This window comes from Pedobacter miscanthi, assembly GCF_032678605.1.
GTDB lineage: Bacteria > Bacteroidota > Bacteroidia > Sphingobacteriales > Sphingobacteriaceae > Pedobacter > Pedobacter miscanthi_A.
Genome location: NZ_JAVTSU010000011.1, coordinates 160,037 through 181,054 on the forward strand (window position 1 = coordinate 160,037; position 21,018 = coordinate 181,054).

17 protein-coding genes are annotated in these 21,018 nt (G+C 37.6%); 12 read left to right on the top strand and 5 right to left on the bottom strand.

What is annotated here, in order from left to right; genetic code table 11:
• Positions 1-73 precede the first annotated feature (73 nt).
• Genes R2R28_RS17485 through kdsB form a run of 3 tightly spaced genes read left to right on the top strand, consistent with a single transcriptional unit; the run spans position 74 to position 1,706 of the window.
• Positions 74-688 (top strand): deoxynucleoside kinase, encoded by a 615-nt coding sequence (locus R2R28_RS17485; protein ID WP_316736938.1) that lies wholly within the window; start codon positions 74-76, stop codon positions 686-688.
• Positions 689-717: 29 nt separating this feature from the next.
• The gene (locus tag R2R28_RS17490) at positions 718-921 is read left to right on the top strand and encodes a DUF5808 domain-containing protein (RefSeq protein ID WP_316826976.1); all 204 of its coding nucleotides are present in this window, start codon (positions 718-720) and stop codon (positions 919-921) included.
• Positions 918-1,706, top strand: a complete 789-nt coding sequence (kdsB, locus tag R2R28_RS17495; protein WP_316826977.1) for a 3-deoxy-manno-octulosonate cytidylyltransferase — start codon at positions 918-920, stop codon at positions 1,704-1,706. Before R2R28_RS17490 ends, kdsB begins: the two co-directional genes overlap by 4 nt.
• Positions 1,707-1,862: 156 nt before the next feature.
• On the opposite strand, the gene R2R28_RS17500 is transcribed toward kdsB, so the two are convergent.
• Complete coding sequence (locus R2R28_RS17500; RefSeq protein ID WP_316826978.1) at positions 1,863-2,813, bottom strand: bifunctional helix-turn-helix transcriptional regulator/GNAT family N-acetyltransferase; 951 nt, start codon at positions 2,811-2,813, stop codon at positions 1,863-1,865.
• A gap of 117 nt (positions 2,814-2,930) precedes the next feature.
• On the opposite strand from R2R28_RS17500, the gene R2R28_RS17505 reads away from it, so the two are divergent.
• From R2R28_RS17505 to R2R28_RS17535, 7 genes are all read left to right on the top strand, one after another.
• A complete protein-coding gene (locus R2R28_RS17505) occupies positions 2,931-3,473 on the top strand; it encodes a hypothetical protein (RefSeq protein ID WP_316826979.1) in 543 nt (180 codons plus the stop codon).
• 185 nt (positions 3,474-3,658) lie between these two features.
• Positions 3,659-4,042, top strand: a complete 384-nt coding sequence (locus R2R28_RS17510; RefSeq protein WP_316826980.1) for a hypothetical protein — start codon at positions 3,659-3,661, stop codon at positions 4,040-4,042.
• 16 nt (positions 4,043-4,058) lie between these two features.
• Positions 4,059-4,529 carry an HAD domain-containing protein gene (locus tag R2R28_RS17515; protein WP_316826981.1) on the top strand — a complete coding sequence of 157 codons (471 nt, stop codon included), beginning with the start codon at positions 4,059-4,061 and terminating at the stop codon, positions 4,527-4,529.
• 278 nt (positions 4,530-4,807) lie between these two features.
• A complete protein-coding gene (locus R2R28_RS17520; RefSeq protein ID WP_316826982.1) occupies positions 4,808-6,424 on the top strand; it encodes a CTP synthase in 1,617 nt (538 codons plus the stop codon).
• A gap of 21 nt (positions 6,425-6,445) precedes the next feature.
• A complete protein-coding gene (gene yidC / locus R2R28_RS17525; protein ID WP_316826983.1) occupies positions 6,446-8,239 on the top strand; it encodes a membrane protein insertase YidC in 1,794 nt (597 codons plus the stop codon).
• Positions 8,240-8,867: 628 nt separating this feature from the next.
• Positions 8,868-11,726: an alpha/beta hydrolase family protein gene (locus tag R2R28_RS17530; RefSeq protein WP_316826984.1), complete on the top strand. Its 2,859-nt coding sequence runs from the start codon at positions 8,868-8,870 to the stop codon at positions 11,724-11,726.
• A 275-nt stretch (positions 11,727-12,001) separates the two neighbouring features.
• Positions 12,002-13,282 (top strand): nucleoside recognition domain-containing protein, encoded by a 1,281-nt coding sequence (locus R2R28_RS17535; protein WP_316826985.1) that lies wholly within the window; start codon positions 12,002-12,004, stop codon positions 13,280-13,282.
• 72 nt (positions 13,283-13,354) lie between these two features.
• On the opposite strand, the gene R2R28_RS17540 is transcribed toward R2R28_RS17535, so the two are convergent.
• From R2R28_RS17540 to R2R28_RS17555, 4 genes are all read right to left on the bottom strand, one after another.
• The gene (locus tag R2R28_RS17540) at positions 13,355-13,528 is read right to left on the bottom strand and encodes a hypothetical protein (RefSeq protein ID WP_316826986.1); all 174 of its coding nucleotides are present in this window, start codon (positions 13,526-13,528) and stop codon (positions 13,355-13,357) included.
• A gap of 163 nt (positions 13,529-13,691) precedes the next feature.
• Entirely contained in the window at positions 13,692-14,279 is a 588-nt protein-coding gene (locus tag R2R28_RS17545) for a PaaI family thioesterase (RefSeq protein ID WP_316826987.1), read from the bottom strand.
• Positions 14,280-14,468: 189 nt separating this feature from the next.
• Complete coding sequence (locus R2R28_RS17550; protein WP_316826988.1) at positions 14,469-16,925, bottom strand: TonB-dependent receptor; 2,457 nt, start codon at positions 16,923-16,925, stop codon at positions 14,469-14,471.
• Positions 16,926-17,255: 330 nt separating this feature from the next.
• A complete protein-coding gene (locus R2R28_RS17555; RefSeq protein ID WP_316826989.1) occupies positions 17,256-19,646 on the bottom strand; it encodes an ABC transporter permease in 2,391 nt (796 codons plus the stop codon).
• A 376-nt stretch (positions 19,647-20,022) separates the two neighbouring features.
• On the opposite strand from R2R28_RS17555, the gene R2R28_RS17560 reads away from it, so the two are divergent.
• Both R2R28_RS17560 and R2R28_RS17565 read left to right on the top strand, forming a co-directional pair.
• Complete coding sequence (locus R2R28_RS17560; protein WP_316826990.1) at positions 20,023-20,481, top strand: MaoC family dehydratase; 459 nt, start codon at positions 20,023-20,025, stop codon at positions 20,479-20,481.
• A gap of 280 nt (positions 20,482-20,761) precedes the next feature.
• On the top strand, positions 20,762-20,995 hold the full coding sequence (locus R2R28_RS17565) for a hypothetical protein (RefSeq protein ID WP_316826991.1): 234 nt from the start codon (positions 20,762-20,764) through the stop codon (positions 20,993-20,995).
• Positions 20,996-21,018 lie beyond the last annotated feature (23 nt).

A 21,018-nucleotide genomic window follows, 5' to 3' on the forward strand; every position in this document is an offset into this window, starting at 1 on the left:
AGAAGCGAGACATTAGATTTGAGATTATTTCTCAGTCTCATATCTCCAATCTCATATCTCCAATCTAAAGAAAATGCACATAGCAATTGTAGGAAATATAGGTGCCGGTAAAACCACTTTAACAGGTTTGCTGGCCAAAAATTATGGATGGGAAGCTTTATACGAGGCGGTGGATAATAACCCATACCTGGAAGATTTTTATAGCGACATGAAACGCTGGAGTTTTAATCTTCAGATCTATTTCCTGAATAGCCGTTTTCAGCAGATCACCGATATAGAGGTAAATAAGCGTAATGTGATACAAGACAGGACCATTTATGAGGATGCACATATTTTTGCCGAAAACCTGCATGATATGGCCTTAATGACCACTCGTGATCATGATAATTACCGTGCGATTTTTGATAATATTACTTCTTTTATCAAACCACCTGATTTATTGGTTTACTTACGCGCATCGGTACCTACATTGGTTAATAACATTCAACGCCGTGGCCGCGAATACGAAGCAGGCATCCGTATCGATTACCTTTCTAAACTGAACGAAAAATACGAAGCATGGATAAAAGGTTATAACTTAGGTAAATTACTGATCCTCGATAAGGATAAATTAGATTTTACCAATAATCCTGAGGATTTGGGTTCGGTAATCCAATCGATCGAAGCAGAGATTAATGGTTTATTTTAAACATTGAATAAAAGATTAATGCGATAAAGATGAAAAAAGATTTCGAACAGGAGAATCCGGAGAATTGGAAATGGGGCATCTTTTACTTCAATAAAAAAGACTCAAGATTAATTGTCTCCAAGCGTGTAAAATTGCTGGGATGGACGCTTAATTTTGCACATCCGGTAGCTTATATCATTATCGCATTAATTTTCATATTTGTTTTTTATCAATTCTACCGAAACAATATATGACCGATAAAAATTTGAAGCCCACACTTGAGGATTTAAAGGCTATTGGGATCATTCCTGCGCGTTATGCCTCTACCCGTTTCCCTGGTAAACCTTTGGTTGATATTGCAGGGAAAAGCATGATCCAAAGGGTTTATGAGCAGGCCTCGAAAGCAAAAAGTTTATCAAAAGTGGTTATTGCTACAGATGATGTTCGGATTGCGGACGAAGTGAAACGTTTTGGAGGAGAATTTGTATTTACATCCCCTGAACATCAAAGCGGAACAGACAGATGTGCTGAAGTAATTGAAAATTTACCCGGATTCGATATCGTCATCAACATTCAGGGCGATGAGCCTTTTATTGAGCCGGCGCAGATAGAATTGCTGGTAAGTTGCTTTACTGAAGAAAAAGTACAATTGGCCACCCTGATCAAATCAATCCACAGTCAGGAAAGTGTATATAATCCGAATAGTCCAAAGGTGGTGATTGATGTAAATGGTCGAGCCATGTATTTTAGCCGTAGCCCGATTCCTTTTATCAGAAACGGAGAGCCAGGCGTTTGGGCTGAGAAACATCAGTTTTATAAACACATAGGCATTTATGGTTACCGCACCGAATCTTTAAAAGCCATTACCAAACTTCCGCCATCTTCTTTAGAAATTGCCGAAAGTTTGGAACAGCTCCGCTGGATTGAAAATGGTTTCTACATTCAAACCAAGGTTACCGATCTGGAAACGGTTGCCATTGATACCCCAGAAGATTTATTAAAACTGAATAATTTGCTTGAGGCACTAAAGCTGGAGTAAAGTTCATTGGTTCATTGTTCATTCGTTTATTGGTTGGATCAGGGATAATAGTTGGATAGTTCACAGCCAGGCATTCCGCTCCCAAACTCAAAACTTAACAAGTCGCCTGGTGGCAATCAGTTCATCAGCTCCAAACTCAAAACGCCCAACTCCAAACTAAAGCACAAGTTCCATTTGAATATTACAACGTGTATATGGCGTTGGTTTACCCGCCACTTTTTGAAAACCTAACTTATGGTAAAGGTTTATGGCTGGTTTTAAAATGGTATTGCTTTCCAGGTAGATTTTAGAAGCACCTAATGATTTTGCTTTTTCAACAACGGCACTTGCCAATAAAAAGCCAATATTTTTTCCTTGTGCTTTGGGCGATACCGCCATTTTGGCCAATTCGAAATCATATTCACCATCATTCATTTTAATTAGCGCACAAACACCTAAAGGTTCGTTTTCATACAATGCAACCAATATAATGCCGCCTTTATCCAAAATGTAACCTTGTGGATTGTCCAAAGCTTTATAATCCGATTCTTCCATTGTAAAATAATGCGAGATCCATTCTACATTAAGCGCCCTGAATGCTTCCTGATACTGAGGTTGATAAGCTACAATTTCAACTTTTAAACTATCTCTTTCTTTTTTCTTTTCCATTACCCTTCTTAATAACGTTTTTTGTTCTAATAAAAATTCCCACTCACCGATTGCTTCCCAAAGTTTGTTTTGCGATTGAGCTGAAATTTCTTCGATAGCTGCATTTACATCAATTAACTGATCTTCAATTTCCTTTGAAATCTCCACGCCTTTTTTCGAAAGACTTACTACATTTCTACGTCCGTCGGTTTTATCTTTGCTTTCCTTTACATAGCCTTTTTTTAGCATTTCACTAATAATTTTGCTCACCGATGGATGCGAATGCCCGATATCTTTAGCCAGTTCGGTAATCGTTTTCTCCTTTCCCTGTGCCAGCGAATAAAAAACGGGAAACCATTTTGGCTGCATATCAATGTTATAGAGCTTATAAATCAGGGCGGCATCTTCAGTTACCTTATCAGTTAACATCCTTAATCTGCTACCAATAGCCACTTTACCTGTTTGTTCGAAAAAATTCATAATACAATTAATTACGTAATCAGTTACGCAAATATAAATACTTAAATGTTTAAAACAAATTTTGATCGGTAAATCATCGTTCTTAATTTTTTATTATTTTAGGGCGATTTACAACTTATGAAAAGAATTTCTACCATCCTGCTCCTATCTATCCTTGTATTTTTTGCTTGTAAAAACGAAAAGAAAGAAAACAAAGGTTCAATTGAATTTAAAAACGTTAACCAGCATTTTGCAAAATCTTTCTCTGATTTAAAACGTTTAGACACTTTTAAAATTGAACTTACCGGCAGAAAGCCAGAAGAAATGGTATTGAATTTTACCATTAAAAATGCTGATGGCAAAGAGATTTATAATGCTAAAATAAAAGGCGCCGAGTTATTGAGCAATACGGATCCGAACGTAGACCTCTCGAAGGAAAAAGACCAGGTTATATTTTTAAAAACCATTGCTGATGATTTTTTTAGTGACGATAATTTCCTTGAGCCTGCGGTGATGCCTGAAGATAAGGCGGATAAATACACCCCCGATAAGGCACTTTACGAAGAATTAAAAAAATCGGGCTTAAATGGCTTTAAATACCGTTTGGGTAAAGAAAACAACCTTTATATTGCCTGGAGCGAAAAGGAAAAGAAGGTGAAGATTTATTATAATTGTTGTTAAGCCATCTTACTAATCATAAAATTAATTACTATATTTATTCGAAAGCATAACAATATATCGTTGCGCTAAAATCCATTCCTTTTTTCTGTTTAGTTAGATAATGTTTTGTCCATAAACTAAACATCGTATTTTGATGCTAATTAAGCACTAGAATAACATCCCATGAAAAATATAAAAAAAATAATATGGGAGATATTAGTCGCGAAATTATTTCTGAAAATTTAAAGTCAAAAAAGATTGACTTACTTTCAACGCATACCAAACTTTCTATACCGGTAATTAATCGGATGTATAGAAAGATGATTAAAGGGATTAAATTTGATGATATTAAGGTATGTGATAACTTTATTATAGATGGTCACCATCGTTATATTAGTTCAATATTAGCAGATATTAATCTGGGCAGGATACCATCATGTAAAACCAGCGCAACAAATGTATGTGAATGGCACAAAGTAGAATTTGTTGCTGAAGAGTGGGACACTAAGTTAAAGATCAAGAGAATGAATGAGTTAGATGCAAATTTTAATAATATATCGTTAGAAAAAATATTCGAATTGATAAAATAAAACGTAAATTCGTATTATGTTTTTATTATTAGACATAGACGGCGTAATGGTACCTGCTAACTCCTGGAGAAAACCAGAGATTTTAGCAGATGGCTTTGTTGAGTTTAATCCTAAAGCAGTTAAAGCACTAAATAAAATTCTTTATCATCATAATTTTGAAATTGTTCTTACCACTTCGCACAAGTTTAAGTACAGTTTAAATCAATGGCTCGATATTTTTAAAACAAGAAATATCAGTTTAAGCAAAATTGACCGCCTCCCAGATAACACCGATCTAGTAAATAGAAAGAGTGAGATTTTAAACTGGTTTAAATCACATTATAATAATGAAGATTTCATTATCCTTGATGACGATAAATCGCTTAATGATTTGCCTCCATATTTAAAAGAGCGATTGGTCCAAACCAGCGCATCGGTTGGTTTAACTGATTACTTAGCAGATGAGGTGCTGGAACTGGCTGAAAAAAGCCACCGCGAATTCGTTTAGGCAATCAAAATCGATTAAGATCGTTTCTTAACTACATTAAATTATTAATGACTTAGCATATAATGAGGTTCTAAGTCATTTAAAGCACTTTAAAACCACCGTTTAACTTTTCCAAAGAGAAGAATCGATTCCTTGTTAACGCTATTTTCCTGAATCACATCCCTTTATCATATTTAAAATAACTTCACTTTTCCTGCAAGGAAACAAGTAATTTTCGTACCTTTGTATCCCGTACAAAAAGCGGCAATAATTACATTTTGCCGTCAAAAATCACAAACATGACTAAGTATATTTTTGTTACGGGCGGTGTTACTTCCTCTTTGGGTAAGGGCATCATTTCCGCATCTTTAGCTAAACTTTTACAAGCACGTGGCTACCGTGTAACCATTCAAAAATTCGATCCCTACATTAATATCGATCCCGGAACTTTAAATCCATACGAACATGGCGAATGCTTTGTTACCGAAGATGGTGCTGAAACCGATCTGGATCTTGGTCATTATGAGCGTTTCCTTAACGTTCCAACATCACAGGCAAATAACATTACCACCGGCCGTATTTACCAGAACGTAATTAACAAAGAACGTAAAGGTGAATATTTAGGTAAAACCGTTCAGGTGGTTCCGCATATTACCGACGAGATTAAACGTAACATGCGCATTTTGGGCGATAGCGGTGAATATGATATCGTAATTACCGAACTTGGCGGAACTGTTGGTGATATCGAATCTTTACCCTTTATTGAGGCGGTTCGTCAGTTTAAATGGGAAGAAGGCAGCACCAATGCCATCGTAATCCACTTAACACTGGTTCCTTATTTAGCTGCTGCAGGGGAGTTAAAAACCAAACCAACACAACACTCTGTTAAGGCTTTATTGGAATATGGTATCCAGCCAGATATATTGGTTTGCCGTACCGAACACCACATCAGTCCTGAGATCAGAAAAAAAATCGCTTTATTTTGTAACGTTAACATCAATGCGGTAGTCGAATCAATGGATGCATCTACTATTTATGATGTGCCATTGTTGATGTTAAAAGAACAATTGGATAAAACAGTATTATCGAAATTAAAACTTCCGACCAAAAACGATCCGGATATGGAAAGCTGGAAAGATTTCTTAGGTCGTTTAAAAAACCCAACAGCTGAAGTTAAAATCGGTTTGATTGGTAAATATGTAGAATTACCTGATGCTTATAAATCAATTATCGAATCTTTTGTACATGCAGGTTCGAAAAATGAATGTAAAGTAAGGGTAGAATATATCCACTCTGAAGGTATTTTCCCGGATAACGTAAAAGAAAAATTAGGTCACTTACAAGGTGTTCTAGTGGCGCCAGGTTTTGGTAGCCGTGGCATTGAAGGTAAAATTGATGCCATTAAATATGTTCGGGAGAACAATGTTCCTTTCTTTGGAATCTGTTTGGGTATGCAATGTGCTGTTGTTGAATTTGGCCGTAATGTTTTAGGTTTAACGGATGCACACACTACCGAAATTGAAGAAAACACTTCAAATCCGGTAATCAATATGATGGAGGAGCAGAAAAAAGTAACCAACAAAGGTGGAACCATGCGTTTAGGCTCTTATCCTTGTGATATTAAAAAAGGTACTAAAGCATTTTCTATTTATGGCAAATCGCACATTAACGAGCGCCACCGTCACCGGTACGAATTTAACAATGCTTATTTACAGCAATACGAAGATGCTGGTATGATTGCATCAGGAATGAATCCACAGACCAATTTAGTTGAAATTGTGGAGCTTAAAAACCATCCGTTTTTCGTTGGCGGACAGTTTCACCCAGAATTAAAATCAACAGTTGCTAATCCTCACCCACTTTTTGTTAAATTTGTCGCCGCTGCGATGGAGTTTGCGAAAAAGAAAACGAATTAAAAGCAGTATTAAACATAAATAATGGATAGAAATACCTTTACAGGACTGTTCCTGATTATGATCATTTTGGCAGGATCATTCTACTTTTTTAGGCCTAGTGAGGCTGAAATGAAAAAAGCCAAAGAAATTGAACATTTAGATTCTTTAAAAAAAGCTGGCGCTAAACCGGTACAAAAAGACACGACTAAAACTGCTGCAGTTGCTAATCCAGGAGTTGATTCTTTAGCTTTAAAAGGTCCTTTTGGTACTGCAATAACTGGAACTGAAGCTAATACCGTTTTAGAAAACGAGAATTTATTAATTACCTTAAGTAATAAAGGTGGTAAAATTACTTCGGTTGAAGTTAAAGGACAAAAAACTTTTTCTGGTCAGCCATTGATTTTATTTTCAGGAAGTGAAAATAAATTCGGCTTAAACCTAAATGCTGCCGGTAAAGTAATTAATACCAACGATTTATATTTTACACCAACTAAAACAGGCAATAGCGTTACCATGCGTGCCAATTATGGCGCAAATGCTTATGTAGAGTATGTATACGACTTGAAAGCATTGAGTAATAAAGTAGCCTTCAATGTTAATTTAGTGGGTTTACAACAAGTAATTGCAGGTAACAGCATCGGTTTAAACTGGCAAACTACCCTTTTACAGCAAGAAAAATCGATTGAAAGTGAGCACCGTTATTCAGCACCTTATTACAAATATTTAGATGGTGATGTAAACCACTTAAGTGTTTCTAAAGATGAAAAAGAAGATTTATCGAAAGGTAAAATCCAATGGTTCTCATTTAAACAGCACTTTTTCTCTGCTTCTTTAATTTCGAAACAAGCGTTCGAAAAAGGCAGTTTAGAAGTTAAAATTCCAACGGCTCCTGGCCTTGTGAAGTTTTATGATGCCAACATGCAATTGCCTTTTGCACATACTGCAAACCAGGTTTACGAAATGGAATTCTATTTTGGTACCAATAAGTTCTCGGCTTTAAAGGCACAAGGTTACGATTTAGAGCAGCAGGTTGATATGGGTTACTGGCCATTAAAATACATTAACCGTTTTATTGTACTTCCTGTATTTAACTTCCTAAACAGTTTCGGCTGGAATTATGGTCTGATCATTTTAGTATTAACCATCCTGTTAAAACTTGCTTTATCACCACTTACCTACAAGTCATACCTATCAATGGCTAAAATGAGGGTTTTGAAGCCAGAAATGGACGAAATTAAAGCTAAAGTAGGCGAAGATAATCCAACATTGGTTCAACAGGAATATTTAAAGTTGTATAAAAAAGCTGGTGTAAACCCACTGGGCGGATGTTTGCCAATGGTACTTCAATTGCCTTTGGTAATGGCTTTCTTCTTCTTTTTCCCTAACTTGTTTGAGTTACGTGGCGAGAGTTTCCTTTGGATGAAAGATTTATCAACCTATGATGAGTTTATCAAATTTGGTGTAAAAATCCCTTTCATTGGCGATCACTTAAGTTTAATGTGTGTATTGATGACCATCTCTACATTGATTATGACTTATTTTAACAATCAGGTTTCGGGCGCTACAGGCCAAATGAAATACATTGGTTACATTATGCCGATCATCTTCTTAGGTGTATTAAACAGCTACCCTGCCGGATTAAACTATTATTATTTCTTAGCGAATTTAATGACCTTTGGACAGCAATTCCTGATCCGTAAAATGGTTGACGATGAGAAAATCCACGCTTTAATCCAGCAAAATAAAGCCAGGCCAGCAGACGAGAAAAAGAAAAAATCTAAATTTCAACAACGTTTAGATGATTACATGCGTCAGCAGCAACAAGCTAAAAAGTAATTTGCTTTTAAATGATATGGAATCCCCGGTTACTTAAAGTGACCGGGGATTTTTGGTTTTTGGGCTAAGCATAGAGCGCATGGCGCTGGGCGTTTAGCATTTCTATTTCAAACGAGCTTTAAAAAAAGTACGTCATCTCGACTGAAACGCAGTGGAATGGAGATCCTTCGCCAGCGTTCAGGATTGAGGGATAATTTAACAAAACGGCCAGTGTCTCGACTTCGTTGCAATCCCATCCCATTAACAGACTTCAAAAAAGGGTCGTTATTGCGAGGCACGAAGCAATCTTAATGCGCACGCGAGGTAGCGATCGTTTTAAGATTTCTTCATCGGCCGAAAAAGCCTTCTCGCAACGACGAATCCTGGCGGCTTACCATTGCTCCAAGATTCTTCTGCTTTTAATATTTGATTTTATGCAATAAATTATTCTTTGAAATGACGGTATTTTTTATTAGTCATTGAAAATTGATCATTGGTTATTATTTCCGTCATCCATTATCCGTTACCCATCTTCCCTCCCTAAAAACCCTTTTAATTGTAATATTTGGCATACAAGTTTCCATATAAGCTAAAAAATTCCAATTTTAGAAGATTAAATCTGAACCAACAAATTACTTAACATTTCAAAATGCAAAAGAGACTAACAATTATTCTGTTTTTCGTTGCCAGCTTTGCTTATGCTCAAAAGAAACCTTTAAATCATACCGTGTATGATACCTGGGAATCGGTGGGTACAAAGCAATTATCAAATAACGGCCAATGGGCCATGTATAGCATTTTACAGCAAGAAGGTGATGCACAGCTATACCTAACCAATCTTAAAAATAATGCAAAACTGAATATTCCGAGGGGAATGAATTCTCAGTTCAGTAACGATTCTAAATTTGCTGCTTTCAACATCCGTCCTTTAAATAAAAATCTTCGTGAAGCTAAAATAAAAAAGAAAAAGGCCGACGAATTACCTAAGGATTCATTAGGCATTGCTAATCTTACAACCAATGCGGTTACAAAGGTAGCGAGGGTAAAATCATTCAAATTTCCTGAAGAAGGTTCAGGAGTATTAGCTTATTTAACCGAAAAGCCTGATACCGCAAAGAAAACTGTAAAACCTACTGAGAAAAAAGATAGTGAAACGGATTTTGCCGATGATGAACCTGCTGCCAAAGATAAAAAAGAAGAAGGAACCGATTTAGTGGTGAAAAACCTCTTAACCGGCACCGATAAAACTTATAAGTTCGTTATCGATTATTATTTCAGCAAAGATGGGAAACAACTGGTTTTCGCCTGCAGCGGATCTAAAAAAGATAAAACAGCACCTCAAGGCGTGTTTTTATTAAATACTGAAAAAGGAACGCTTAAAACTTTGATTAAAGGTAAGGGAAGTTTTAAAAACTTCACTTTTGATGAGGAGAGCGAGCACGTAGCCTTTGTTGGTGAGCAAAGTCCAGAGAAACAAGAGATAAAAGACTATAATGTTTATTATAACTCTTTAACACTAGATACGGCTCAAATACTGGTTGATTTTGATATGCCTGGCCTTCCAGAAAAATGGTCGGTTAATGGTGATGGAAAAATCAACTTTAGCAAAGATGGTAAAAAATTGTTTTTTGGGATTTCTCCAATTAAAAAACCAAAAGATACTACCATCGTGGATTTCGAAGTAGCAAAAGTTGACGTTTGGAACTATAAAGACGATTATTTACAACCAATGCAACTTAAAAATGCAGATAGGGACAGCAAAAAAAGCTATTTATCGGTTGTTGATGTTTACAGCAGTGATCCTAAAGTAATTCCTTTAACTGATTTAAAATTGCCTGATGCCAATATGATTGCGGAGGGCGATGCAAATGTGGTTTTGGCTTCAACAGATTATGGTCGCAGGATCGAATCGCAATGGAGTGGTGCTACCTCAAGAGACTACTATTTGGTTGATACCAAAAACGGTCAGAAAAAGAAAATCATTGATAACCTAAATGGGTATGCACTGGCTTCTCCTGCCGGAAATTATGTCCTTTATTTTGACAGAAATGCCGGCAGCTGGAATACTTATCATGTTGCAACTGGTAAAGTAATTGTTTTAACTGCAGGATTAACTGAAAAATTTGTTAATGAAGAGAATGATGTACCTGATTTACCTTCTGCGTATGGTTTAGCTACCTGGACTGAAGGAGATAAAGCGGTATTAATTTATGACAAATACGATATCTGGTCTTTCTCTCCGGATGGAAAAACTGCTCCTAAAAACATTACAGCCGGTTATGGCCGGTCGAACAACCTTACTTTCCGTTACGAAAGGGTACAACCTGAAAACAGGTTTGAACGTAATGCAGACAGTAAATTTGTGAAGGCAAATGAGTTGGTTTGGTTAGATGGTTTTAATAATGTAACGAAAGAAAATGGTTTTTACCGTACCAATGTAGGCTCGGTAAAAGCACCTGAATTGGTGGTAATGGCGAAATTTAAATATTCGAACCTGGTAAAAGCTAAAGATGCCGATGTTTATATTTACGATAAAGCCAATTATATAGAATCGCCAAATGTGTACGTAACCACCGATTTTAAAACTGAAACCAAATTAAGCAATACCAACCCTCAACAACAAAACTACAATTGGGGAACTGCCGAATTGGTAAAATGGACTACGCCAAAAGGTTATAAAGCGGAAGGAATTTTATACAAACCTGAAAATTTCGATCCGAATAAAAAATACCCGATGATTGCTTATTTTTATGAGAAACTTACTGATGGTTTATACACTTACCAGGCGCCTGCTCCTACTCCATCGCGTTTAAATATTTCTTATTTTGTAAGTAATGGCTATCTGGTTTTCGCACCGGATATTAGCTACGAAACTGGTCACCCGGGTAAATCTGCGGTTGAGTTTATTAATTCAGGCGTAGAAAGTTTGAAGAAGAACAGTTGGGTTGATGGTACTAAAATCGGTATCCAGGGTCAAAGCTGGGGTGGTTACCAGGTGGCTTACTTAATTACCCAAAACAATATGTATGCTGCTGCCTGGGCTGGTGCTCCTGTTGCCAACATGACTTCTGCCTATGGCGGTATTCGTTGGGAAACAGGCATGAACCGCCAGTTCCAATACGAAAAAACACAAAGCCGTATCGGTGCAACCCTTTGGGAGAAACCGGAATTATACATCGAGAATTCACCATTATTTATGTTTCCGAAAGTAAATACGCCAGTTGTGGTGATGGCAAACGATGCGGATGGTGCTGTGCCTTGGTATCAGGGGATTGAAATGTTTACAGGTCTTCGCCGTTTAGGTAAGCCGGTTTGGATGTTAAATTATAATGGTGAAGCACATAATCTGGTTCAACGCCAAAACCGTAAGGATATTCAGATCCGTGAGCAACAGTTTTTTGATTATTATTTAAAAGGTGCAAAAGCGCCGATTTGGATGACAAATGGAGTGCCTGCTACCGAAAAAGGAAAAACCTGGGGTTTTGAGTTAACCGATGAAAAACCTTAATTGAATTTGGAGTTATAAGCTTGGAGTTTGGAGGCCATGGTGCAGAAAAAATAGCTTATAACAGATAGCCTAAAAATTAAAATCCATAGTGAATAGTAATTGCTATTTATTATGGATTTTTTCGTTGATCATATTATAAAGTTGTCTTTATTCCTCGGTAATAAATATGGCTGCCGCCAGTAACTCCAAACCCCAACCTCCCAAGTCCAAACTCTCTCCTATGATCTTTCGCTTAAAAAAGCTATTTTCACGCATCAAAAAAAATCAAACAAAAAATGGCATTAAGCAGAATCTGGTCGGGATTTATTATTGTAGCTATCCTTGTAGCTTGTATTAAATGCTTTTTCTTTGGGCAAAGCGATATTTTTAACTGGATGGTGATTGGAAAGTCTGATGATCCTGCAAATCCACTTAAACTGGATGGAATTATCCAAACCTGCTCTATCGCAGTAAAACTTTGTATCGAGTTAGTGGGCACTTTGGCCTTATTTATGGGATTTATGGCTATTGCAGAAAAAGCCGGAGGCATCCGTTTATTATCGAGGATTATCAGTCCGTTTTTTTCAAAACTTTTTCCAGAGGTACCAAAAGGCCATCCATCAATGGGGCACATGATTATGAACTTTTCGGCAAATTTATTAGGCTTGGATAATGCAGCCACGCCATTCGGAATTAAAGCCATGGAAAGTTTGCAGGAATTGAACCCGAATAAGGATGTGGCCAGTAACTCGCAGATTATGTTTTTATGTTTACACGCTGCAGGATTGTGCTTAATCCCGGTGAGTGTAATCGCCATCCGTTCTACCCAAAATGCACAAGATCCAACCGATATCTTTATTCCCTGCATGATTGTAACCTTTGTTGGTACCATGGCGGCGATGTTGATTGTTTCTTTTAAACAGAAGATCAATATTCTACAGCCTGTAATTTTAATGTGGGTTTTAGGAATTTCTGCCGTAATCGCAGCCATTGTATGGTATGTGAGCCGTTTAAACGCCGCGAGTGTTACCTCTTTCTCTGGCTTGCTTAGCGGCGGACTTATTTTATTGATCTTTTTACTGATTGTACTGGGCGCACTTTATAAGAAGATCGACATTTTTGATTCTTTTGTTGAAGGCGCAAAAGGCGGGTTTGAAACTGCCATTAAAATTATCCCTTACTTGGTTGGCATTTTAGTTGCCGTTTGTATGCTAAGAACCAGCGGAACTTTTGATGTGATTATGAATGGCATTAAACATGCGTTCATTTTCCTTGGTGCAGATACACGCTTTGTTGATGCACTTCCTACTGCCTTAATCAGACCTTTAAGCGGTGGTGCCGCAAGAGGTATGATGGTGAGTACCATGATTGCCAACGGACCAGATTCATTCGCCAGCAGGTTATCTGGCGTATTTCAGGGCGCATCCGATACGACATTTTACGTAGTAGCTGTTTATTTCGGAGCTGTAGGCATCAGGAACACGCGTTATGCGATAGGTTCGATGTTACTTGCGGATTTGGTGGGCGTTATTACCGCAATCACGATGGCTTACCTGTTTTGGCCAGGATTAAAATAATAAGGTCAATAATCCCTATCCGAAATGTCGAATAGGGATTATTTTATGGTAAATAGGTGAATGTTTCCTTAATTATGAAACCGGGAACGAAATCCTGCTGATTATTTCATCAATGGCATCAGGATCAATGGCTGCATTTTTTGAAGCACACCATTTTTCGTTTTTGTTATCCAACCAGATACAAAAAGAATGGTAGCCGTCTAAAACAACCGCGTAGGTTTCATGAAAATCATCTTGGATACGCATGCAAAATCCGTTAAAAATTTTGCCTCTCACGATGAATTGCAGGGTGGAATAATTTTCTAACATGGCTCATTATATTTTTGGTTAATTTACAACAAATTATAAATGAGAATGTTTCGTTAATTTAAAGGAATTAATAATTAATTCTTAAACTATACTGCAGGGCTTAACCTATGTTTAACATATTTGAGTAACCCTTTGCTATTAAACGCTTTTTTGAAGGTAAATATATTTCGCATTGAAGATTTAATATCGTTCGTCCCCTTTTCACAATTGAAGTTTCGGCAACTATTTCGTCTCCTTCGCTTGCCGGCGCAAAATAATCAATGTAATTGCTAACTGTGGTATAACGTTCGTTTAATCCCATGGTGAAAACCGTAGCGCCGATCAAATCATCAATAATACCAGCAGTAACACCTCCATGCAAAATCTGGTAAGGATTGGTCATTTCTTTGCGTATAGTGTATTGACAAACCAAAATACCATTCTCTGCTTTAACCAGCACGGGAGCTAACCAGCTCATAAAATTAGATGGCGAATCGGTGATCACTTTGCCAATTGATTGCCTTAAAAAATCCAGACGCTGTTCGCTTAAAGATAACTCCATAGTGATGTAAAAATAAGGAAAATAGTCCGTAGTCCGTAGTCCGTAGTCCGTAGTCCGTAGTCCGTAGTCCGTAGTCCGTAGAACGGAATGGATCGCAGAAGAAAGGTTTAACCGGTGTGTGTAAAAATGATTAGTCTGATGGATCATAGTTTAATAGTTACTGGCGGATAAACTAAAAAAGAAAATGGAAGATATAAATACCTCCCATTTCCTAAAACGGAACAATAAACACTAAACATGATGTAAGATGGGATCTCAGGTGACAGTTTTCAGTTGGCAATTTGCAGTTTGCCCATCATACATTTTCCACCTACCCTCTTACTTACATTATCCATTCTAAATCGGTATTATTACTTTAAAACTAAAATTCCGGCCCATATTATAAATTCCTGATCGGCTATTGGGCGATTGATTGTAATATTCGAAATACTTTAGCCTGTTCAGGTTAGATTGATAAGCCACGTTAAAAATATTATCTGCCTGAAGAAAAATATCACAGAAAGTTTTTCCCTTTTTAGATTTTAGTGTAGAACCAATCCCTCCGTTAATTAAAGTATAACCTGCGGTAAAAGTTTCGGTATTATCTAAAGCGTAAAACTTGTCCTGCTCGCAAAAAAATGCAGCATCAATTTTAACATAAGGCTGAGCAAAAATACCGATAGGCTGTTGAGCGGTGGCTTTTAGCGCTGTTCTTACCTGCAAAGGTGGAATAAAAGGCAAATACCTGGCTTCCCTTCCGTGTTTGTTCAATAGTTCCTGGTTTTGGTTCAAACCAACGATATAAGCTAAGCTATTATTGAAACTTAACCATTTCATTGCAGATGGGTGCAGGTTTACCGAAACTTCTGCACCATACAACCTCGCTTTGGATTGTTGGTATTGGTATGTCAGGTTTCCGGGTACAATCACCACCGGATTTCCGTCTGTATCTGTTAAACGCGATTGATAAATATAGTTCTGGATGTTGTTATTGAACAGTTCCATGCTGATATCAGCATCTTTTAAATAGGCAATAATGCCGATATCTTCCTGAAGGTTAAATTCTGGTTTAAATGTACGGTTACCCAAATACACAATATGTGCGCCGGGATCTAAGCCATTGGACCCAATTTCGGTAATGTTAGGTGCGCGGTATCCCCTTGCAATATTGGCTTTAATTAATAGTTTTTCGGAGATATTATAGGTAAAACCCAAACTTCCTGATAAGCCATAATAATTTTTGTTAAATGAAGGAAACTGAAGCTTCCCGCTAGCATCTGTAGCGCTTACCTGCTTGCCAAAGCCTGTTTGGGCATCGGTGCCGACATAAAAATTGCTCCAGTTAATATTTCTTCGGTCTAACCTTACCCCTCCCGAAATGTCAACCTTCCCCATCGATTTCTTTGCAAAATAAAATGCACCAATATCAAAAAGATCATAATCAGGAATGGGAAAATCGGTAGCAGCCTTGCTCCTGTTGCCCTGGTACATCCCATTTACGCCTATGGTACTTTCAATACCGGCATAATCGGGAAGATTGTATTTAAAATCGTAATTAAAGGTATTGAGTACTACGTAAAGTCCGGCCTGACTGGCTGCTGTTGGGTGGTTATATTCGCGCCTCACACTCTGCTGACCGCCAAGCAATACATTTAAATCGCTGGCGCCAAATTTAAACTGACTGGTATTATAAAGGCGAAAATGCTGGATATGCTGGTGCAAAGGATTAATGGAGTAAGTAGTCAACTCGCTTTCAGGCACAATTGGTCTGTTTTTGATGTCGTCTCCCGCGTCTAAAACCTGTCTCGTAAACTTTCTGGAGAGCGAGTCCCGGCTTCCATCAGGTATTTCCATTAAATTATCATAATAGGTAATGGCAGTTTTCGAAAATCCCCAGGTTTTATCTACCCTTGCGCTGGCTGATAAATTATATTCCCTGAAAGCGGTTCCGTAAACCAGTCCATCTATTTTATTTTCATAATTATGGGCCGTTTTGCCTGTTGCCCTAAGGGTATATGTCCAGTCATTTTTGATGTAGGCCAATCCAATTGACGAACCAATCATGCCATTATTGCTCTGATAATTTGCGGTAAAATCGCCCTTTACTTTTCCATTTTCAAAATTAGGCGTGTAAGGGATCATGTTGATTACACCAGCAAGCGCATCAGAACCATAAGTTAAACTGGCAGGGCCTTTTACTACCTCTACCCTTGCAATGCCATATTCGTCTACCTCGATTCCGTGCTCATCGCCCCATTGCTGTCCTTCCTGCCTTAAACCATCGTACAGCGTTAACACCCGGTTATAACCTAAACCACGGATAAAGGGTTTCGATACATTAGGACCGGTGGTAACTGCCGTAACCCCGGGAACGCCCTTCACAATGGCTTCTATTAAGTTCGTATTTACATTCTGGTCCATCGTTTTGCGAGAGATTACCGCAATCGGAACCGGGCTTTTACGTAACTGTGTGGCGCGGTTAACCCCGGTAATGACCACATCGCTCAGGTTAGCCGACAGACTTAACAGATCGGCATTAACCCTTGCAGTATCTCCTTTAATCACAACCTTAATTCTTTTCGATTGGTAACCGATTCCGGAAAAAATAAGGTCATAATTTCCAGACGGTATATTGTTGAATTGATAATAACCAGAAATACCGGATTTGGTAGATCCGGCAGAACCCAGAATTTTAACGGTAATATTTTCTACCGGCTCATTTTGAGAGGTGACCAAACCTTTAATAATAACTTTTTGTGCTAAAAGATTTAACGATATAAAAAAACAGCAGCTATACAATATCAGGAGTTTCATGAACAAATTGATTTATCTAAATTTAATTTTAGACAAATCTAAATTTAATTTTAAATAAACCAAATAAAATATTTAGATAAGTTTTTGACGAGGGGCAAATGGCGAAGAGCATAGACCGGTTTAGCGGAGGGCGGATGGTATTGAACGTGCGAAAAATTGGATATGCATACCGATTATTTACAGTATGTGTGTGCAAATCTTATTAAATCAGCAAAAAAACATGGCATAGGGTCATTTTCCGCTGATTTTGCAGATCAACGCAGAGATAATTTTGATTAGATGGCGATAGATGCTTTATGAAATAAGGAAGGAAGCTTAAAGAGAAAAAGTTTACTCATATTTAAGCGCATCAACAGCATTTGCTTTTGCTGCGCGGTACGACCTGAAACTTACGGTTATCAAAGTTAATACCATTGAGGTAACCATAGCCAATATAAACGGCCAAAAGCCCATTGATACGCGATAAGCAAAACCCGACAACCATTTATTGGCCAGAATATAAGCCAATGGCCAGGCGATGAGATTTGCGATAAAAACCATTCTGATAAACGAGCTATTCAACATTTTTATCAACTCCATGGTGGTTGCACCAAGCACTTTTCTGATGGCCATTTCGCGTGTGCGCTGGGCTGCCACAAAAGTGATGAGACCAAAAAGACCAATAAACGAAATAAACATAATAACGCCAGCAAATATCCTGAACAAAAGACCTGTAACCCGGTCTGATTCATAATAATTGTTAATGTCATCATCCATAAATTTTGCATTGTACACTTCATTTGGAAAACTACTTTTCCAAAGGTTTTCAATCTCTTTCATGGCCGGTACAATCTCTTTGGTATCCAGTTTCAGTCCCATATTGTAGTATTGCCTTTTTTCCTGATAAAAAATCATTGGCGATATTTTTTCTCTCAGTGATTGATCGTTAAAATCTTTCACCACACCCACTATAGGGCCTGTTCTTCCATTTTGCGAGATCACTTTACCAAGTGCCAAAGCGGGATTAGCAATACCAATTTTCTTTACAAAAGTTTCATTTGCGATATAAGCATTGGCCGTATCACTTTTTCCGTAAACCTTACCTGCTAAAAACTGTAAGCCAAAAAGATCAAAATAATGTTCATCGCCCGGACTTAAACGCACCTCGAAATCTTTATTCTCCCTGCCATCCACATAAAAATTGGTGGTATTCATCATCCCCGAAAGTGGCGGGCGCGTAAAATAACTTTGCTTTTCTACACCAGGCACGTGAAGTAATTTTTCCCTGAACAGTTGTTGACGGCTCATACTTAAACTATCACCCGGAAAATTAAGCAGTGCCACGGCGTCTTTTTTAAAGCCAAGTGGTTTTTCCCTCACATATTGCATTTGCCTGATTACAACGACGGTGGCAATAATGAGAACAATGGTAATGCTAAACTGCACTACAATCAGGATCATCCTTAAACTCAAATTCCCTGATTGGATCCTCACCTTATTTTTAATGGCTAAGGCCGGACTAAAACCTGAAATAATCATTGCGGGATAAAATCCTGCCAGAAAACTGACTACGACCGCCAGAAAGAACAGAAAAATAAAAACGGCGGGATTGGCAAACAGCGACAATGAAACCTGCCCTTTAAAAAGATGCGATAAAAAGGGCAACATCAATTCGGAAAATATACAGGCCAAAAGCACCGAAATTACTGCAATTGTTGTTGTTTCGGCCAAAAACTGAAATACAAGCTGTTTGCGCATGGCCCCCATCACTTTACGAACCCCAACTTCTTTTGAACGGTTAACCGACTGGGCTGTTGCCAGATTGATAAAATTAATACAAGCTGTAACCATTAAAAACAAGCCAATAATTGCCAAACCATACACCTCTTTTATGGTAATGCTTGTTTCGGCAAAGTTGTTGTAACGTTCGCTAAAATGAATATCGGATAAAGCTTGCAGATGGCTACGCTGATTACCGGCAAGCTTTTTCTGTTTTAAATATTTATCATTCATCCTTTGCAGCGACTCCTCAAACAGCAACATGGATGCTCCGGGTTTTAGCAACACAAAACATTGGTCGTAAGTGCTTACCGAATCCCAATCCTGATTTTTGTAGCGATATGAAGTAGGATAACTGATCATAATTTCTAATGGGATACTGCTGCTGCCGGGCATATCGGCAATTACCCCTATTACCCTTAGCTGTATGGAATTCCAAAAGGTAAAACTTTTACCGATTGCCTGCCGGGCAGAACCAAAGAAAATTTTAGCTGTTTTTTCTGAAATAACAACAGTATTGGGTTCAGAAAGCGACTGGGTTGGTTTGCCAAAAAGCCATTTTACCTGAAGTATATCAAATAAATCAGCCTCAGTAAAATATACATCTTTTACAGCTTTAAATTGCTCATTTCCATCGCCATTACGCACCAATACTACCCCACTGTTACGCGAGATCCTGGCGATTTTTTCTATACCAATAAGCTCTTCTTTGGCAGCAGGTGCAAAAGGCAAGGGTACACCAGCAGAGTAATCATCGAAATTATTATATTTCCAGTCGGTTACAAACCTGAATATACGATCTGCATCCTTATAATGTTTATCATAACTCAGCTGGAACTGGATAAAAATAAAAATTAAGATGCAACTCGTCATTCCGATAGAGAGGCCAAGAATGTTGATCAGGGCATAAGATTTGTTCCTCATCAGGTTTCTAAAAGCAATCTTTAGGTTTAGTCTGAACATAGCTGGAAATTTTCATTTATGAGGCCATTCCTATGCCAAATATAAAAAACTCTTTTTAATGCAGATTTAAGTGGATTTTTAAGGATTTACACCAATAAAATTGTCCGTAAACGAACATCATTGTACATAAACGGACAAAATAATATACCTTTTAATTAAATCAATTGATGGAAATCCTGCAACAGAAAACAACTGTATATTAATACCTTATGCTTGAAACCTATCTGTGCGTAAAAATCTTTTGAACATTTTTATACGTATAGTAGTTATTATGACTATAATTGGGAACAGAAGAGTCCATTCCAACTATTTACCCGAAGGAAGTGCTGTACCTAAAGGATTTGTTAAAACAGTGCTAAACCGATAAAAGAATTATATGTTGGTGATCAACAATTTTGAAGAATATCAATCACATCTTGGTAAAGAGCTAGGCGTTTCGCAATGGCATACCATAGATCAGGAACAGATCAATAAATTTGCTGATGCAACATTAGATCATCAGTGGATCCATACCGATCCGGAAAGAGCTCAAAATGAAGGGCCGTTTAAGGCTACCATCGCACATGGCTACCTCACATTATCATTAATTCCATATTTGTGGAAACAGATTGCAGATGTACGCAACATCAAAATGGAAATTAATTACGGGATTGAAAGTTTTAGATTCGGGCAGGCTGTTTTGGTGAACAATGAAGTGCAGTTAAAAGCTAAGTTAAAGTCCATCAGCAATTTGAGAGGAATCACCAAGGTTACCATTCAGGCTACTTTAGTGATTAAAGATCAGCCAAAACCAGCTTATGTAGGCGACGTAGTATTTTTATATCATTTTATTTAAATATCAGACCGCAAACCCGCGGGCAGATCTCAAAAACACGCTTTATCTAGAGCGGAGCGATCTATTTTAATAGATTTAGCTTCGCTGATCACTTATATGAAACCGAACGGCACGCTGCTCGAAATGAGGGGATTGCAGATGATTAAAAACTGTTGCATTTTATTTTCATGCTGATTTAAGAAGATTTACGCAGCGGTTATTTCTTTTTTTATGATCTGCTGGAAACAATTCAGCTTAATATACGTTAAAACTATATCTAAAAAATCATTAAACTCGAGATATGGAAAACATCATCACCCCTAGCCAATTAATCATCAATCACGCTAACAACGGTAACAAAGCAACTTTAAAAATTGGCAGCAAATTCCAATGGGACCCAAAATATACTTCTAAAGAAACCCCTTCGTTTGATTCTTTTAAAAACGAAGTTGACAGTTTTTACGAATATAAAGTGGTATTTGGCTACGAAGGCGCTGTTGGACAGAGCATTTATATGGTAACCAGTGTTAAATAAATCACGGCGTAACGGTATTCACT

Excerpts from the sequence above, each read along its gene's own strand:
- R2R28_RS17530 (WP_316826984.1), top strand. The coding sequence starts at position 8,868 with ATGCAAAAGAGACTAACAATTATTCTGTTTTTCGTTGCCAGCTTTGCT.
- R2R28_RS17535 (WP_316826985.1), top strand. The coding sequence starts at position 12,002 with ATGGCATTAAGCAGAATCTGGTCGGGATTTATTATTGTAGCTATCCTT.
- R2R28_RS17540 (WP_316826986.1), bottom strand. The coding sequence starts at position 13,528 with ATGCGTATCCAAGATGATTTTCATGAAACCTACGCGGTTGTTTTAGAC.
- R2R28_RS17550 (WP_316826988.1), bottom strand. The coding sequence starts at position 16,925 with ATGAAACTCCTGATATTGTATAGCTGCTGTTTTTTTATATCGTTAAAT.
- R2R28_RS17485 (WP_316736938.1), top strand. The coding sequence starts at position 74 with ATGCACATAGCAATTGTAGGAAATATAGGTGCCGGTAAAACCACTTTA.
- yidC (WP_316826983.1), top strand. The coding sequence starts at position 6,446 with ATGGATAGAAATACCTTTACAGGACTGTTCCTGATTATGATCATTTTG.
- R2R28_RS17515 (WP_316826981.1), top strand. The coding sequence starts at position 4,059 with ATGTTTTTATTATTAGACATAGACGGCGTAATGGTACCTGCTAACTCC.
- R2R28_RS17545 (WP_316826987.1), bottom strand. The coding sequence starts at position 14,279 with ATGATCCATCAGACTAATCATTTTTACACACACCGGTTAAACCTTTCT.
- kdsB (WP_316826977.1), top strand. The coding sequence starts at position 918 with ATGACCGATAAAAATTTGAAGCCCACACTTGAGGATTTAAAGGCTATT.
- R2R28_RS17565 (WP_316826991.1), top strand. The coding sequence starts at position 20,762 with ATGGAAAACATCATCACCCCTAGCCAATTAATCATCAATCACGCTAAC.
- R2R28_RS17520 (WP_316826982.1), top strand. The coding sequence starts at position 4,808 with ATGACTAAGTATATTTTTGTTACGGGCGGTGTTACTTCCTCTTTGGGT.
- R2R28_RS17555 (WP_316826989.1), bottom strand. The coding sequence starts at position 19,646 with ATGTTCAGACTAAACCTAAAGATTGCTTTTAGAAACCTGATGAGGAAC.
- R2R28_RS17505 (WP_316826979.1), top strand. The coding sequence starts at position 2,931 with ATGAAAAGAATTTCTACCATCCTGCTCCTATCTATCCTTGTATTTTTT.
- R2R28_RS17560 (WP_316826990.1), top strand. The coding sequence starts at position 20,023 with ATGTTGGTGATCAACAATTTTGAAGAATATCAATCACATCTTGGTAAA.
- R2R28_RS17510 (WP_316826980.1), top strand. The coding sequence starts at position 3,659 with ATGGGAGATATTAGTCGCGAAATTATTTCTGAAAATTTAAAGTCAAAA.
- R2R28_RS17490 (WP_316826976.1), top strand. The coding sequence starts at position 718 with ATGAAAAAAGATTTCGAACAGGAGAATCCGGAGAATTGGAAATGGGGC.
- R2R28_RS17500 (WP_316826978.1), bottom strand. The coding sequence starts at position 2,813 with ATGAATTTTTTCGAACAAACAGGTAAAGTGGCTATTGGTAGCAGATTA.